The sequence below is a fragment of the Vibrio sp. dhg genome (genome assembly GCF_003443775.1).
GTDB classification, from domain to species: domain Bacteria; phylum Pseudomonadota; class Gammaproteobacteria; order Enterobacterales; family Vibrionaceae; genus Vibrio; species Vibrio natriegens.
Window position 1 is genome coordinate 16,490 of record NZ_CP028944.1, and the last position, 16,568, is coordinate 33,057.

General features: G+C 47.1%; 15 protein-coding genes. 10 read left to right on the forward strand and 5 right to left on the reverse strand.

Features of this window, described 5'->3' with window-relative positions; genetic code table 11:
• The first annotated feature begins 228 nt into the window (after positions 1-228).
• The 3 genes from DBX26_RS15810 (at position 229) to DBX26_RS15820 (ending at position 3,251) form a co-directional block, all read left to right on the forward strand.
• Positions 229-1,542 carry a PAS domain-containing methyl-accepting chemotaxis protein gene (locus DBX26_RS15810; RefSeq protein ID WP_118119874.1) on the forward strand — a complete coding sequence of 438 codons (1,314 nt, stop codon included), beginning with the start codon at positions 229-231 and terminating at the stop codon, positions 1,540-1,542.
• A 247-nt stretch (positions 1,543-1,789) separates the two neighbouring features.
• Complete coding sequence (locus DBX26_RS15815) at positions 1,790-2,668, forward strand: DMT family transporter (RefSeq protein ID WP_118119876.1); 879 nt, start codon at positions 1,790-1,792, stop codon at positions 2,666-2,668.
• Between the two features lie 37 nt (positions 2,669-2,705).
• Entirely contained in the window at positions 2,706-3,251 is a 546-nt protein-coding gene (locus DBX26_RS15820; RefSeq protein ID WP_118119878.1) for a DUF2301 domain-containing membrane protein, read from the forward strand.
• Positions 3,252-3,280: 29 nt separating this feature from the next.
• On the opposite strand, the gene DBX26_RS15825 is transcribed toward DBX26_RS15820, so the two are convergent.
• The 5 genes from DBX26_RS15825 to DBX26_RS15845 are packed head-to-tail and all read right to left on the reverse strand — an operon-like array spanning position 3,281 to position 8,299.
• Entirely contained in the window at positions 3,281-4,183 is a 903-nt protein-coding gene (locus DBX26_RS15825) for a hydroxymethylglutaryl-CoA lyase (RefSeq protein ID WP_118119880.1), read from the reverse strand.
• Positions 4,180-5,025: an enoyl-CoA hydratase-related protein gene (locus tag DBX26_RS15830; protein WP_118119882.1), complete on the reverse strand. Its 846-nt coding sequence runs from the start codon at positions 5,023-5,025 to the stop codon at positions 4,180-4,182. The genes DBX26_RS15825 and DBX26_RS15830 overlap by 4 nt, the downstream gene beginning before the upstream one ends.
• 57 nt (positions 5,026-5,082) lie before the next feature.
• The gene (locus DBX26_RS15835; protein WP_118119884.1) at positions 5,083-6,687 is read right to left on the reverse strand and encodes a carboxyl transferase domain-containing protein; all 1,605 of its coding nucleotides are present in this window, start codon (positions 6,685-6,687) and stop codon (positions 5,083-5,085) included.
• Positions 6,688-6,712: 25 nt separating this feature from the next.
• The gene (locus DBX26_RS15840; protein ID WP_118119886.1) at positions 6,713-7,882 is read right to left on the reverse strand and encodes an isovaleryl-CoA dehydrogenase; all 1,170 of its coding nucleotides are present in this window, start codon (positions 7,880-7,882) and stop codon (positions 6,713-6,715) included.
• A 27-nt stretch (positions 7,883-7,909) separates the two neighbouring features.
• Complete coding sequence (locus DBX26_RS15845; RefSeq protein WP_118119888.1) at positions 7,910-8,299, reverse strand: MerR family DNA-binding transcriptional regulator; 390 nt, start codon at positions 8,297-8,299, stop codon at positions 7,910-7,912.
• A 270-nt stretch (positions 8,300-8,569) separates the two neighbouring features.
• On the opposite strand from DBX26_RS15845, the gene DBX26_RS15850 reads away from it, so the two are divergent.
• The 7 genes from DBX26_RS15850 to DBX26_RS15880 all read left to right on the forward strand — a co-directional run bounded on the left by DBX26_RS15850 (position 8,570) and on the right by DBX26_RS15880 (position 16,352).
• Positions 8,570-9,781 carry a thiolase family protein gene (locus tag DBX26_RS15850; RefSeq protein ID WP_118119890.1) on the forward strand — a complete coding sequence of 404 codons (1,212 nt, stop codon included), beginning with the start codon at positions 8,570-8,572 and terminating at the stop codon, positions 9,779-9,781.
• 32 nt (positions 9,782-9,813) lie between these two features.
• The gene (locus tag DBX26_RS15855; protein WP_065304029.1) at positions 9,814-11,307 is read left to right on the forward strand and encodes a CoA-acylating methylmalonate-semialdehyde dehydrogenase; all 1,494 of its coding nucleotides are present in this window, start codon (positions 9,814-9,816) and stop codon (positions 11,305-11,307) included.
• Between the two features lie 20 nt (positions 11,308-11,327).
• Entirely contained in the window at positions 11,328-12,482 is a 1,155-nt protein-coding gene (locus DBX26_RS15860) for an acyl-CoA dehydrogenase family protein (protein ID WP_118119892.1), read from the forward strand.
• Positions 12,483-12,522: 40 nt separating this feature from the next.
• On the forward strand, positions 12,523-13,308 hold the full coding sequence (locus DBX26_RS15865) for an enoyl-CoA hydratase (RefSeq protein WP_118119894.1): 786 nt from the start codon (positions 12,523-12,525) through the stop codon (positions 13,306-13,308).
• An 8-nt stretch (positions 13,309-13,316) separates the two neighbouring features.
• The gene (locus DBX26_RS15870; RefSeq protein WP_065301258.1) at positions 13,317-14,462 is read left to right on the forward strand and encodes an enoyl-CoA hydratase/isomerase family protein; all 1,146 of its coding nucleotides are present in this window, start codon (positions 13,317-13,319) and stop codon (positions 14,460-14,462) included.
• A gap of 29 nt (positions 14,463-14,491) precedes the next feature.
• Positions 14,492-15,394: a 3-hydroxyisobutyrate dehydrogenase gene (gene mmsB, locus DBX26_RS15875; RefSeq protein WP_014234379.1), complete on the forward strand. Its 903-nt coding sequence runs from the start codon at positions 14,492-14,494 to the stop codon at positions 15,392-15,394.
• A gap of 199 nt (positions 15,395-15,593) precedes the next feature.
• Positions 15,594-16,352, forward strand: coding sequence for an SDR family oxidoreductase (locus tag DBX26_RS15880; RefSeq protein ID WP_065301257.1), 759 nt, complete (start codon positions 15,594-15,596; stop codon positions 16,350-16,352).
• The last annotated feature ends 216 nt before the right edge of the window (positions 16,353-16,568 follow it).

A 16,568-nucleotide genomic window follows, 5' to 3' on the forward strand; every position in this document is an offset into this window, starting at 1 on the left:
GATTGGAAAGGGCTTTTTCATTTCTGCCGCCGACAAATAAGTGAATAGCACCCGATGACACCTTTAAGGTATTTAACTCACATATTTATTGAGTGATTGCATTGTTTTGTGATGTATATGTGATGAATGTATAATTACGTGGTTTGTTTGTAATCAACCTCAAACACTACTTAACGTCATTAAATTACTGAGCTTTTGACAATCAAAATCGGTCTTATAAGGGAAGTCATGTTTTTTAGTAAGTCGCTTCAAAAAGAAAATCAGCAATTAAAGCAAGAGCTCTACAGTCTTACCCAAGTGCAGCAAAGCCTCGATCAGGACATGTTACTGCTCTCCCTTAATACTGAAGGTAACGTTACGTCTGTTAACCAGAACTTTTTGCAACAGATGAATCTAACCGAGCAAGAGGTATTGGCAAAGCACATCACTGAACTCGTTCCAGCTAAAGCGAGAAATACAGAGCACTTTCAACGGATGAAACAGTGCGTATTAACCCAAACCTTTTGGAATGGCGCTATGCAGGTTTCTAAAGGGGATGGTGAAGAAGCATGGTTGCGCTCAATGGTCCAACCTATTTTTGATTTCACGGGAAAAGTTACCCGCTTTGCTGTGTGCGCGTCAGAATTGACTCGAACGATCAAAGCCTCTCGAGAGCAAGAAGATATGCTCAACGCATTGAATCGCTCTATGGCGGTCATTGAGTTTAGTTTGGATGGTGTCGTTCTCAAAGCGAATGATAATTTCCTCAAAACAATGGGTTATACGTCGGAACAAGTCACGGGTAAGCATCACCGAATGTTCTGTGATCAAGAAGAAGCGAACTCCCAGGCCTATCAGGAGTTTTGGCATAAACTTGCGAGCGGTCAGTTTGTCTCTGAGCGTTTTAAAAGGCTAAATCGCTATGGTGAATTCGTATGGTTGGAAGCGTCTTATAATCCAATCCATAACGATAGGGGAGAACTGTATAAGGTAGTGAAGTTTGCTACTGATATTACCGAACAAGTTCTTCAAGAGCAGTCGATGGCGCAAGCTGCTCATTTAGCGAGTGAAGTCTCCAAAGAGACCGGAACGCAGACAATTCAGGGCCAGCAAGTGATCGGTGCAACTGTTGAGAATATGCAGATGCTCTCAAAACAAATGGAACAAGCCAATGCCGCGATTGAGGAACTCAAAGGTCACTCAGCGAAAATTAGCGAGTTGGTAAGGAATATCAGTGGTATTGCCGATCAAACCAATCTGCTTGCGTTGAATGCTGCGATTGAAGCCGCTCGAGCAGGAGAGCATGGACGAGGTTTTGCGGTTGTTGCGGATGAAGTAAGGCAACTTTCACTTCGTACCAATACGACGACCGATGATATTGTCACGATGGTGAAAGAAAATCTCGAGCGCACCAATAACGCTGTCGAGTTGATTTCACAATGCCAAAAAGATGCCCTGAATACCCTTGAGTTGTCTGAGAAAGCAGGCAACGTCATGAATGATATTCAAGAGGGCGCAAGCCGTGTTGTTGAGGCGGTTGCTCAGTTCAATCGAACGCTCTAGTAACGCCTCACTATTCAAATATGAGTGATGTTTCCTCGCCAGACACGCAATGTGATCTGGCGCGGATTAACGCTTTTGAAATTGTTAGTTTCATGTATAGTAATTGTGTCTCGCAAACGTCAGCATGTTCCATTCTTTATTCATTCCTTGCCTGTATTTGTGACGCTTAAACAATAACTTTCATCGATTTTCTCGACGTCAAAAGCTCGTCTGTCGAACTCGTTACCGAGTATTTTTGTGGGTAATTATGCTTAACTCAGAACATAAAGCGACCATCATTCTTATTGCAACTACCATGATTGCGGCACTTGGCTGGATTTTCTCTAAAGAGACCATACAAGGCTTACCTCCTTTTGGCTTTATTGGTTCACGATTTACTATCGCAGCGCTTTGTTTGCTGCCTCTGTGTTACCGACCTCTTTTATCCGCGAAGATGAGTGATGTGTTGTCAGCAAGTGGCGTCGGCTTACTGTTGGGTAGTGCGGTCATGACGTGGATCTACGCGATTTCAATAAGTGATACGTTAGGCGAGGGCGCATTCATCATGAGCCTGTCGATGTTGTTTGTTCCTATTGTCGCTTGGATTATGTTCCGTCAACGACCACAACGGATATTTTGGATTTCACTGCCAATTGCAGTAATAGGTTTGGCGTGTCTGTCTCTGGCCGACGGATGGAAGCAGTCTGCCAGTCAGCTTTGGTTTCTTGGCGCAGCGCTTTTGTTGGCATTACACTTTAATGTAAACAGTAAGTTCTCGCAGAAGCTACCTGTATTATTGCTGACTTGTTTGCAGTTATTCTCTGCGGGCTGTCTTGGTTTAGTGGTCTCCTATTTTATGGAGACACTTCCTGGCGAAGTTGATACATCAATTTGGTGGTGGTTTGCACTCAGTACCTTGCTTGCGACCAGTTTACGCTACGTGATGCAAACAATGGGACAGAAGTTTGTGCAAGCGGGCAATGCTGCATTGATTATGATTTTGGAGCCGGTATGGACAGTAGTATTGAGTATTCTTTGGTATGGCGAAGTACTGACGACCAACAAACTCATTGGCTGTATGCTCATTCTGTTTTCTTTGGTTATCTATCGAACCGGCGGCAGATTTCGCTTCCCAAAGCGTCTTTAACTTTGGCTTAGCGCATTCGCGGCGAGGGTAATGGCTCATGGCTGATATTGACCATCAAGAAACGTTAGACTTTTTAGATAAGGCGAGTGTTTGTTTGTATCGAACGGGTATCAGCCTATTCGCTGTTTCACTTGTCGGCTTTTCTTTACTTGTTTGGTTCAGCGACCTAGCTAGCCACTACCACAGTGTCTTGGTCATTATTGGAATCGCAGCCGCGTTTTCAGCCGCTAATATTCATGTTTACAGTAAGAGGGTTCGGTTAGCCATCAGCTGGTCTAGCTGGATTGGTTTAGTACTCATGTTAAGCGATTATGACCTGAGCCGAGTATGGCTATCGCTAGGGTTTGTCTTTGTAACGTTCTCAGGCATTGCGCTCAAAGAGTCGTTTTGCTTCAAAGTGCCCGGATTAAAACTCGTCCCTTTACTCCTTTTCGTGGCTACCTTCGCACTCTGCTTTAACAATTTGGTTATTGCCTCTGGTGGGATATTTATAGCGGGTATCATCATGGGCTACTTATCGATTGCTAAATGGCGAATGCCACTGCATTTTGATATCGGTAATAAAGCCAAATATGAAGTGTAGTGAGCAGTGAAACAAGCGATGACGGCTCATTACTCATAACGATGACGCAACGCGACTGACACTTTAGATGTCGGCTGACGATGTAACTCTTCACTGATCATCCAGCCTGCCTTTGCTAATAGCTCTAAATCAACACCTGTTTCTATTCCCAGCCCTCGACAAAGGTATAGAACATCCTCGGTGGCCACATTCCCTGACGCACCGTGCGCGTATGGGCAGCCACCCAGACCCGCAACACTGCTATCAACGGTTTCAATGCCCATGATGAATGCCTGATAAATATTGGCAAGTGCTTGGCCCCAGGTATCGTGAAAGTGAACGGCCAATTTCTGGCTCGGTATATTCTTTAAAACAGATTGCAGCATTGCTTCCACACGATTTGGTGTGCCAGTGCCTATTGTGTCTCCGAGCGATACTTCATAGCAGCCCATATCAATGAGGTTGGTAGCAACATTCCTCACTTGTTTTGGGGTTGTCGAACCGTCATAAGGGCAGTCGATGACGCATGACAAATAACCACGCACCGGAATGTTATGTTTAGCAGCTTGTTCCATCACCGATTCGAATCGAGACAGACTTTCTGCGATAGAGCAGTTAATGTTGTGCTCGCAGAATCCTTCCGAGCACGAGGTGAAAATGGCAATTTGATTTGCTCCAGCCTCTAGCGCTTGCTCAAAACCTCTCACGTTAGGCACAAGTGCAGAGTAAGTAATGTCGCTGCGTCGGGAGATAGCCTGCATCACCGCTTTAGAGTCGGCCATCTGTGGCACCCATTTGGGTGAAACGAAAGACCCGGCTTCGATATGAGTTAAGCCTGTGTCCGACAACAAGTTGATCAGTCTGACTTTGGTGCTTGTCGAGACGGGTGACTCGTTTTGCAGCCCATCTCGTGCACCCACTTCGACTATCTTTACCTTTGAAGGGAGTGTCATGTTTCCTCCGCATCCGCTTTATTTATCCAGCGCGGAAGACGTTTTTCGAGAAACGCTTGTAAGCCATCTTGCCCCTGCGGCGACACGCGGATATCTGCAATTAATCTGCTCGTGTACTGGATTAGATGAGAGTCAATCGGGTTTTGATGACATTGGTGGCACAGGGTTTTTGCCTGACGCATCGCATCAGGGCTGTTTACCAGCAGCGTCTCAATCAACTCATTCAGAGTGTTGTCAATGTCGCTCTGTTCCCTGACTTCATGAACTATCCCAAATCGTTCGGCGTCATCTGAAGATATCACTTCACCACTTAATATGAAGCGGCGAGCCTGTCGATTTCCCATAGCCCGCATGACATAGGGAGCGATCGTCGCTGGAACGAGTCCCAGCTTTACTTCACTTAAACAAAAATTGGCGCTTTTGCTCGCGATAGCTATGTCGCTACAACAAATTAAACCCAAAGCGCCACCAAATGCTGAACCTTGCACAACGGCGATGGTTGGTTGCGGGAATGTGTCCAGAGTTTCCATTAAACGGGCGAGGTTTTGCGCATCAATGATGTTCTCCTTGCGTGTACTGTTGGCCATGGATTTCATCCAATTTAAATCAGCACCAGAAGAAAAATGCTCCCCGTTACTCCGTAGAACCAGACACCGAACGTCGTTTCTCAACGCCAGATAATCGAGCCTGTGTATTAGCAAATCGATCATACAGGCGTCGAACGCGTTGTGTTTCTTTGTCCTGTTAAGCGTGATGGTTGCGACGCCATATCGGTCAACTTGCCAAAGCACATCATCTTGCCTTTTCGCGTTTGGAATAATGCTCGGTTGAAGTTCGTGCATATATGTGTCCTTTCGATCTTTTCCAAATTTACGTTCTGTTTTTCTCATTCTGATTTTTTACATACGAAAAACACCAAACTCACTGTCTTGAATCGGCGCGTTGAGTGCGGCATTGAGCGCTTGTGCCAAGACTTGGCGCGTGTTTTTCGGGTCAATAATCCCGTCATCCCACAACCTTGCGCTGGCGTAATACGGATGTCCCTGTGTCTCATATAAGTCTATGATCGATTTTCGAAATGTGTGCTCTTCTTGTTCTGACCAGTTTTCACCCCGGCGTTCTTTTATGTCTTTACGAACCTGAGTTAGCACGCCAGCGGCTTGTTCACCGCCCATTACAGAAATACGTGCATTTGGCCACATCCACATCATCGTCGGATCATAAGCTCTGCCGCACATGCCGTAATTCCCTGCGCCGTAAGAGCCCCCAATAATGATGGTAAACTTAGGCACTTCGGCACAAGCCACCGCCATCACCAGCTTAGCACCGTGTTTTGCAATGCCTTCTTCCTCTACCTTTTTTCCGACCATAAAACCCGTGATATTTTGTAAAAAGAGTAGGGGCGTTTTGCGTTTGGCGCACAGCTCAATAAAGTGCGCGCCTTTTTGTGAAGAGTCAGAAAATAGAATGCCGTTGTTGGCGACAATACCGATCAAATGCCCCTCTATTCGTGCAAATCCACAAACCAGAGTTTTGCCATACAGCGCCTTAAACTCGTCAAAGTCAGAATCATCGACAATGCGGGCAATGACTTCTCTTACGTCAAAGGACAAGCGAAGGTTGGCATTGACGATGCCGTACAATTCTTCTGCGTTGTAACGGGGCGGTAAGATGGAGTGCTCGGTTTTTCGTACTTTGGGTTGATTGGCGTTGGCAATCGCCTCGCGTGCGAGCATCAACGCATGTTCATCGTTCTCTGCGTAGTAATCCGCCACTCCTGACTTTCGGCAGTGGACATCAGCGCCACCGAGCTCTTCCCCTGTGACGACTTCCCCAGTTGCGGCTTTTACCAACGGTGGTCCGGCGAGAAATATCGTGCCTTGCTCTTTAACCATGATGGATACGTCTGCCATGGCGGGTACGTATGCGCCACCTGCGGTACACAGTCCCATCACCACGGCGATTTGAGGTATGCCTTTGGCTGACATTTTTGCTTGGTTAAAGAAAATCCGTCCGAAGTGGTCTCTATCAGGAAAGACTTCAGCCTGATGAGGGAGGTTGGCACCGCCAGAATCGACTAAGTACACGCAGGGAAGCCGACAGCGTTGAGCGATTTCTTGTGCTCGCAGATGCTTTTTTACCGTCAGAGGGTAGTAGGTGCCACCTTTTACCGAAGGATCGTTAGCGACCACCATGCATTGGACGCCATTGATCGTTCCAATACCAGCGACGACACCCGCGCACGGAATGGGCTCGTCGTACACTTCCCAAGCGGCAAACTGGCCGATTTCAAGAAAATCACTCTCATCGTCGAGTAGTCTGGTTATACGCGATCGTACGGGGAGCTTTCCTTTGTTTTGTTGATGCAATATCGCATTTTTACCACCACCTTGCTTGATGATTTCGGTATCCGCGTGCAGCTTGTCCACCAACTTTTCCATTGCGGCTTTGTTTGAAAGAAACAGCTCTTCAGTTGGCTTGGTTCTACTTTTTATGATGGCCATAGAGACTTCCTTTTCAACGCTTGGATTAACGTGATTCCTCGAACAGCTCTCGTCCTATTAACATTCGCCGAATTTCCGAGGTACCCGCTCCGATCTCATACAGTTTGGCATCGCGTAGCAGCCGTCCGGTTGCGTATTCATTAACGTAACCATTACCGCCAAGCAGCTGGATGGCATCAAGTGAAATTTGCGTCGCGAGCTCAGCGCTGTATAAGATGACGCCTGCTGCGTCTTTACGGGTACATTCACCGCGGTCACAGGCCGACGCGACGGTGTAAACATAGGCTTTAGCAGCACACATGCGCGAGTACATGTCGGCAAGCTTGCCCTGAACCAACTGGAACTCACCGATGGATTTGCCGAACTGTTTACGCTCGTGCACGTAGGGCACCGAGATATCCATACAAGCTTGCATGATCCCTAACGGCCCGCCAGCAAGGACCACTCGCTCGTAATCAAGGCCACTCATCAGGACTTCGACACCTCGGTTTATTTCGCCGAGAACGTTTTTTTTAGGTACCACACAATCGGTAAAAACAAGTTCGCAAGTGTTGGAGCCGCGCATTCCCAACTTATCAAGCTTCTGTGCGTCGCCGAATCCTTCAAACGTTCGCTCGATAATAAATGCGGTGATTCCTCTCGAACCTGCACCAGGGTCGGTTTTCGCGTACACCACCAAGACGTCGGCATCTGGTCCATTCGTCACCCACATTTTATTGCCGTTAAGCAAAAAATGGTCACCTTTGTCTTCCGCTTTGAGCTGCATGCTGACTACATCCGAACCGGAGTTTGGCTCACTCATTGCGAGTGCACCGATATGAGAACCATCAATTAGATTAGGTAGATATTTTTTGCGTTGATCTGCGGTGCCATTGCGGAAAATTTGATTAACGCAAAGGTTGGAATGTGCGCCATAACTCAGTCCCACGGAGGCCGATGCGCGACTGACTTCTTCCATGGCGATGACATGGGCAAGATAGCCCATTTCTGCTCCACCATATTGTTCGTCTACCGTTACGCCGAGTAATCCCATCTCGCCAAACAGCGGCCATAAATAGTCGGGGAATTGGTTATTATGATCAATATGGGCAGCGATCGGAGCGATGTGTTCGCTAGCAAAGGCATTCACATGATCCCGGAGCATATCAATGGTTTCACCGAGACCAAAATTGAGTGGGGTATAAGCGGATTTCATAACATTTCCCCTGTAGCAGGATTAAAGTCAGGGATGCGTGGATATTTTATTGTGTTTCTGTAACGTCTGTAAGCAGCGTTCTTTCGCGGCGTTTAACTCGCCCATCACAACTCCGATGTCATTCATCTGTTGTTGGAGTAACGCTTGTTTTTCTTCAATAATATTGAGCATTTTCAGGAGTTGCTCATCGGTTTGTTGAAGATCATAAAGTTCAAAAAGTTCACGAATTTCGGCGAGTGAAAAGCCTAGCCGCTTACCTCTTAATATCAACTTGAGACGGATTTTGTCTCTGCGCTGGTAAACACGCATATTGCCTTTACGCTCTGGCTCTATCAGGCCGACGTCTTCATAAAACCGGATGCTTCGAGTCGTAATATCGAACTCTTTTGCTAGCTCACTAATTTTATATCTTTCCATCACACACTTACCTCAAATTACTTACCTCGAATAAAAACTAGCTTCTCGAAGTCGGACCCTGTGGTGAAAGGTCGGAGGAAATTTATTCTTTTATCAACTTGTTTCTTTACCTCACTGTAAAGGCTAGTGCTATGCTTACGTAAACGTCAAGAAATCACAGTGCGAAAGATTCATCGTTTGATTTGAAACTTAAGCGGGTATGAAAGTTTTTGATAGCGAGTGTGATGGGTAAGTTCGTATGCTGTGATACATCGTAAAGGGTGTGGAATCATGGGAAATGACATCTGGATTGTCAGTGCGAAAAGAACACCAATCGGACGCTTTCAGGGGCAACTGCAAACATTTTCTGCTCCATCATTAGGGGCAATCGCAATAAAAAGTGCGCTCCAGCAAGCGGAACTCACAGCCGTCGATGAAGTGTTTATGGGCTGCGTGTTACCAGCAGGTTGCGGTCAGGCACCTGCCCGGCAAGCGGCTCTCGAAGCCGAATTACCAATTTCTACTGGCTGCACCACCATCAACAAGGTGTGCGGTTCGGGCATGAAGAGTGTGATGTTAGCGCACGACCTGATTAAAGCGGGCACCATACGTACTGCTGTCGCTGGTGGCATGGAAAGTATGACTAATGCGCCTTACCTGATGAAAGAGGCGAGAAGTGGCATGAGAATGGGGCATCAGTCCGTTTATGATCATATGTTTCTCGACGGATTAGAGGACGCCTACGAAGGGCTTTTGATGGGTGTGTACGCTCAGCAAATCGCCGACAGACTCCACTTCAGCCGTGAAAAAATGGACGAGTGGGCAGCCATGTCAGCCACGCGCGCTTTAGATGCGCAAGAACAAGGCTTGTTTGAAGAAGAAATCTCGCCGATAGACATTCGCACTAAATCGACTTCTGCTTTTCTGGATTACGACGAACATCCGCGTTCGATTAACTTCGAAAAAATTGCCCAGCTGAAACCAGCCTTTGATATCCATGGTTCTGTGACAGCAGCTAATTCGAGTGCAATTTCAGATGGTGCCGCAGCACTTGTCTTGATGGATGAAGAAACCGCGCAGCACCATCATCTCTCACCACTGGCCATTATAAGAGGCCACACCACACACGCCAGAGAACCTGCAGAATTTACGCTCGCCCCAGTTTATGCGATCGAGCAGTTGTTATCAGAGCTCGATTGGACGATAGATGAAATTGATCTTTGGGAGATTAACGAAGCGTTTGCGGTTGTCACGCAAATCGCGATCGCTGAACTGGGGCTCGACCCTGACAAAGTCAACATTAAAGGTGGAGCGTGTGCGCTTGGCCATCCTATTGGTGCCAGTGGTGCACGAATACTGGTGACGTTGACCCACAGTTTGCGTCAGCTACAGGCGTTAGGTTTGGATGGCGATTCAAGCAATAAGAAAGTTATGCGAGGGATTGCGGCGATTTGTATCGGTGGTGGAGAAGCAACCGCAATTGGTATCGAGGTACCACTTTAATTCCAGCAATATCAGTAAAGGAGTAGTCAATGATGACTCGTTTGGTCCCCTCATTTATTGGTGGTGAGTTTCGTGAATCTCAAACAGCAGATTGGATAGAAGTCACCAACCCTGCCACAAACGATGTGATTGCGTACGTTCCGTGCTCAACGAATGACGAGTTGCATGCTGCGATCGATAGTGCCAAGGCGACATTCCAAACCTGGAAAGAGGTGGCTGTTTCCGAGCGCGCGCGACTCATGCTTCGTTATCAACATTTGTTAAAAGAGCATCACGAAGAAATCGCGGTATTGCTTTCTCATGAAACGGGCAAGATTCTAGCTGATGCCAAAGGAGACGTTTGGCGCGGAATTGAAGTGGTTGAGCAAGCGGCGAATATTGCCAGTAACCTGATGGGTGAAACGGTAGAAAACGTCGCGACTGATATCGACAGTTACTCGCTGATTCAACCTTTGGGCGTGTGTTGCGGGATCACCCCGTTTAACTTTCCAGCCATGATCCCGTTATGGATGTTTCCAATTGCGATTGCCAGCGGTAACACATTCGTTCTCAAGCCTTCAGAGCAGGTGCCTTTAACGTCGATTCGTCTTGCTGAATTGTTTGAAGAAGCAGGCGCTCCAAAGGGTGTATTGCAGATCGTTCACGGACGTAAAGAGCAAGTGGATTTTCTACTCACGCATAACGATATTCGTGCGATCTCTTTTGTCGGTTCCGTTCCGGTGGCGCAAGATATTTATACGACAGGGACAAAACACTTTAAGCGAGTGCAGGCGTTTGCAGGTGCTAAAAACCACATGGTGATCATGCCAGATGCGAACAAAGATCACGTGGTGAGTAATTTAGTCGGCTCTTCAGTGGGTGCGGCGGGGCAGCGCTGCATGGCAATCTCAGTGGCGGTGTTTGTCGGTGACTCAAAAGAGTGGATAGACGACATTAAACGGGAGATGGAAAACGTACATCCGGGGGCGTGGGATGATGAAGATGCCGCATATGGTCCGCTTATTAGCGAGCAGGCAAAACAGCGCGTATTGGGTTTGATTGAGTTGGGCAAACAACAAGGTGCAGAGTGTGTGCTTGATGGCAGCCAATGCGAAGTAGAGGGGTTTCCTGACGGCAACTGGGTCGGACCGACATTGTTCCGGGGAGTGACGACAGACATGTCGGTGTACACGCAGGAGATCTTTGGTCCTGTCTTAGTGTGTATGGAAGTGGATACGCTGCAAGAAGCCATTGAGTTGGTTAATCGCAACCCGTATGGCAACGGTACGTCAATTTTCACAGCGAATGGCGCGGCGGCACGAAAGTATCAGCACGAAATTATGGTGGGACAAGTCGGCATTAATGTACCGATTCCGGTGCCTTTGCCATTTTTCTCCTTCACGGGTTGGCGTGGCAGTTTTTATGGCGACCTTCATGCTTATGGTAAGCAGGCTGTCCGATTCTACACCGAAACCAAAACCGTCACGTCGCGTTGGTTTGATGATGATATTCCTAGCGGGCCAAATCTCACGATCCACCTGCGCTAAACCGATAGCAAGGAGCTTTTATGGACTTTGAACTCAACGAAGATCAACGTGCATTTTCCGATACAGCGCAGCAGTTTGCCGTTGAGCGTTTGGCTCCCATGGCAGCGGAGTGGGATGAAAAACAGATCTTCCCGAAAGAGGTGTTGCGAGAAGCGGGCGAGTTAGGTTTTTTGAGCCTTTACACACCAGAAGAGCAAGGCGGATTGGGCCTGAGCCGTTTAGACTCGTCGATCATTTTTGAACAATTATCCATGGGCTGTACTTCGACAACGGCGTTTATGACCATCCACAATATGGTGAGTTGGATGATAGCCAGTTTTGCCAGTGACGTGGTTAAAGCGCAGTTTTGTCCCAAATTAGTGACGGGGGAGTGGCTAGGATCTTATTGTTTAACTGAGCCAAATGCGGGGTCTGATGCGGCTTCACTGACCACTTCCGCCACGAAAAAAGGCAATCAATACATTCTTAATGGCAGCAAAACGTTTATTTCAGGAGCCAGCGATACTGATGTGTTGATCGTTATGGCCCGAACCGGAGAGCAAGGAGCGAAAGGTGTTTCCGCTTTTGTGGTTGAGGCAAATGCGAAAGGCATCAGCTATGGGCGTAAAGAGCCGAAAATGGGGTGGAACAGTCAACCGACTCGTGCCGTCACATTCGAAAATGCCACCGTTCCAGCGAATCAGCTGTTAGGTGAAGAAGGGCAAGGATTTGTCTTTGCGATGAAAGGATTAGACGGCGGGCGAATTAATATCGCAACCTGCTCAGTCGGGACGGCGCAACAGGCTCTTAACCACGCGACTCAGTATATGCAGGAACGTAAGCAGTTCGGCAAAGCGTTAGCGCAATTTCAGGCGCTGCAGTTTAAATTAGCGGACATGGCAACAGAGCTGGTTGCAGCAAGACAACTGGTTCGTTACGCCGCAAGTAAACTTGATAACGGTGACCCAAACGCAACCACCTATTGTGCCATGGCAAAACGTTTTGCAACGGATGTCGGGTTTCAAGTCTGTGACCAAGCCTTACAGCTTTACGGTGGTTACGGCTACATCAAAGAATACCCGATGGAACGTTATTTCCGCGACGTTCGTGTGCATCAGATCCTTGAAGGTACCAACGAGATCATGCGTTTGATCATCGCACGCCGTTTGTTGTCAGCAGAATCATCATTACTGTAAATCTGCATTCGAACAATTTCATCAGGAAAGGATTCGAACTATGTCATCACCTCAAGACGCTATTCAACACACTGTTAATGATCATATCGCTGTGATTACGATGAACAACCCGCCAGCAAATACCTGGACGGCGGACAGTCTCAACGCGTTAAAAAACCTCGTCCTTGAGCTGAACCAAAATAAAGACGTGTATGCGCTCGTCATAACAGGGAATGGAGAGAAGTTTTTTTCAGCAGGCGCAGACCTCAAACTTTTTGCTGACGGAGACAAAGCGGTGGCACTCGGTATGGCTCGAGCGTTTGGGGAAGCGTTTGAAACCCTCGCCGATTTTCGTGGGGTTTCCATTGCCGCAATAAACGGATATGCCATGGGCGGAGGGTTAGAAGTCGCGTTGGCGTGTGATCTCCGAGTAGTGGAAGAACAAGCGGTGCTGGCATTACCAGAAGCAAAAGTGGGTCTGCTGCCATGTGCAGGTGGAACGCAGAACCTTACGGCTTTAGTTGGTGAAGGATGGGCTAAGCGTATGATTCTTTGTGGTGAACAACTCAGCGCAACTCAAGCAAACGAACTAGGCTTAGCAGAGGAGCTTGTGCCAAAAGGCGAAGCACTAACCAAAGCGATGGAGTTGGCATTGTCGGTGGCAAATCAGTCGCCATCCTCTGTGGCGGCATGCAAATTACTGATTCAAAACATGCGCTCAGCACCATTAAAGCATGGACTTATCAAAGAGCGAGAGCTGTTTCTTAACCTCTTTGATACCGAAGATCAAACGGAAGGTGTACGAGCCTTTCTTGAGAAACGCGAGCCTAAATGGAAAAACCAATAGGAGGCCAAATGGCAGGAAAGGTAACGATCACTGAATTGGAGTGTGCAGACGCTATTCATCGAATTGGCGTTGCGACTTTAGACAATGTCTCATCATTAAATGCGCTTACTTACGACATGTTAGTTCAACTCCATGATCAGTTGCTGAAATGGAAAGATGACCCCCATTTGGTGTGTGTGGTTCTTAGCGGTGCCGGAGAAAAAGCATTTTGTGCGGGTGGTGATGTCAGGGCTATTTATCATGTCATGCATGACGAAGGGAAAGACTCCACTGCCGAGTTTTGTACCCGCTACTTTACGTTGGAGTATGAGTGTGACTACCTCATCCATACCTATAACAAACCCGTTATTGCTTGGGGCGAAGGCATTGTGATGGGCGGGGGCATGGGGCTTTTTATGGGAGCAAGCCACAGAGTGGTCACACCTACATCGCGTCTTTCCATGCCGGAAATTAGTATCGGGCTTTACCCCGATGTGGGAGGGACTTGGTTCTTAAGTCAAATTGACCCTGAGGTTGGCTTATTTCTTGGATTGACCGGTGCGTTAGTAAATTCGAGTGACGCTGTCACAATTGGCTTTGCGGATTGGTTGTTATTAGAAGAGCATTATCCAACTTTATTGCAAGAGCTTCAGAGCTTGCCGTGGGGGAGCAATAACGCGAAAGAATTGGTGAATGCGCTGTTAGCTCTGATGGAAGAAAGTGTCATCGACAGCAAACCAACCACACAAATTTGTCCATGTCTGGAGCAAATCAAGCAAGCATGCAAAGGTTTTGATCTCAACCTTATAGCCCAGCGAGTGATGGCCATGGATAACATTAATCCGTGGCTAGAAAATGCAAAACAAACATTCGCCGCTGGCAGTCCTATCACAGCGCATATTTGCTTCAGGCAAGTCAAAGAGTTTCATAGTTTACCACTGGCAGACTGCTTCCGATTGGAACTCACACTCTCTGTCCGTTGTGCTTTATTAGGTGAGTTTAAAGAAGGTGTGCGCGCCAGGCTGATTGATCGCGATGGCGAACCAAATTGGATGTTTAACAGTGTTACTGAAGTTGATGAGGATCTCGTTGATACGCTCTTTACCTCGTTGTGGGCAAAAGATGAACATCCTCTGGCAGAGTTAGGGTCTGTTGAGCGACTAAACGAAAGCTAAACAGACCGTACAAACGAAGGAGATTTATCATGAGTACCATTGCATTCATAGGTTTAGGCAATATGGGCAGCCCAATGGCGCAGAACCTGTTAGCGTCGGGGTTCAATGTACAAGTGTTTGATTTGGACACCGAAGCCGCCAGAAAGTTAGAACCATTTGGCGCTATCGTGGCGAGTTCCTTGCCGGAAGTGGTGGATGGTGCAGGTACGGTGATTACGATGTTACCTGCTGCATCACACGTGAGAAGTGTTTACCTTGGCGACTTACACGGTGGGGTTGGGGTACTGAACCTCGTGGCACCAAATACCTTACTCATCGATTGTTCTACCATTGATCCAGATTCGTCACGATTGGTTGCGAACGAAGCGGGAAATAAGCAGCTATTGTTCGTGGATTCACCTGTATCAGGGGGGGTAACTGGAGCAAAAGCGGCGACCTTGACGTTTATCGTTGGGGGCTCAGATCAAGCTTTCTCAAAAGCCAACGCTATTTTGCAATACATGGGCAGAAATGTGTTCCATGCAGGCAAAGCCGGCGATGGTCAGATGGCTAAGATCTGCAATAACTTGATGCTCGGTATTTTAATGTCCGGAACGTGTGAAGCGCTCAATCTCGGCATTGATCATGGTCTCGATCCTAAGGTTCTCTCGAATATCATGCTGCAAAGCTCCGGACGCAACTGGGCATTAGAGCTCTACAATCCTTGCCCTGGTGTAATGGAAAGTGCGCCGGCAAGTCATCAATATCAACCGGGATTTATGAGCAAATTAATGCTGAAAGATTTGGGCTTAGGGTTGGATGCCGCTTTACAAACGCATTCTTCTGTACCTATGGGGTCGCTTGCTCGTAATTTGTATGCGTTCCATAACTCAAGCGGATATGGGGAGCTCGATTTCTCAAGTTTGTTTGAGTTCTATAAAAATCAAAAATAAGTGTAATTAATGAATGTGAGAGATTCATTTTCTCGCTCGTTCTGCGCGGTAGGGAATGACGATGTTCGATAACCGATTACTATTCATGTTACTCGTCATTCCGGCAAAGCCCTAACGAACATATTACCGATAGAGACTTTCTATTTGTGACATTGTCACCACGCTTCTCGGAAAAGTTACAAAACGTTGGAGTATCGTAATGGATTTAAGAAACAGTGTTATCGCTATTACTGGTGCGGGGCAGGGGCTCGGACAGATGACGGCGATTGTTCTTGCCCGTGCGGGCGCTGACTTGGCTCTGCTTGATATCAATGAAGCTGGATTGCGAGACACTCAACAGCAATGCCAGATGTTGAGTGCTAAGGCGCTCACTTACCAATTAGATGTCACCAATGAACAGGACGTTGAACAGACGTTCAATGACATTATTCAAGATTTTGGTCGGCTTAACGGGCTCGTTAACAATGCAGGCGTATTAAAAGATGGCTTGCTGGTCAAAATGAAAGAGGGTGCTATCTCCAAGATGCCATTAGAACAGTTCAATCTGGTGATGAATGTAAATGTAACTGGTACTTTCCTTTGTGGTCGAGAGGCGGCAGTGAAAATGATAGAAACTGAATCTAGCGGTGTGATCATCAACATTTCAAGTGTTGCGCGTGCGGGAAACATCGGTCAAACCAATTATTCTGCTTCCAAAGCGGCGGTCGCAACCATGGCCACCACCTGGTCACGCGAGTTAGCCAAATATGGTATCCGTGCGGCGGCAATTGCGCCGGGTGTCGTACACACCCCTATGGCTGGGAATATGAAACCGGAAGTAATAGAACGTCTGGAAAAAATGATTCCAGTCGGAAGAATGGCAAAGGCGGAAGAAATCGCACAGTCAGTGAAGTATATCTTTGAAAATGAGTACTTTACTGGGAGAGTGTTAGAAATCGATGGTGGTCTGAGGATGTAACCCAACGAATAGAGTTTAGGGTTATAACTGACTAATTTTAAAAGATATTTCCTTTCAGTTTAGAGGGTTGCTGGGCATGTGACCAATGATTCATAAATCAACCAAATGCTATGTGTATTAGATAACTTTGTGATAAATACCATGTAAAAGATGTGTGAAATCATTAAATTGATCTATGTCACATTTTGTGTCCTAGGTTTTTAGTGATTATGATGT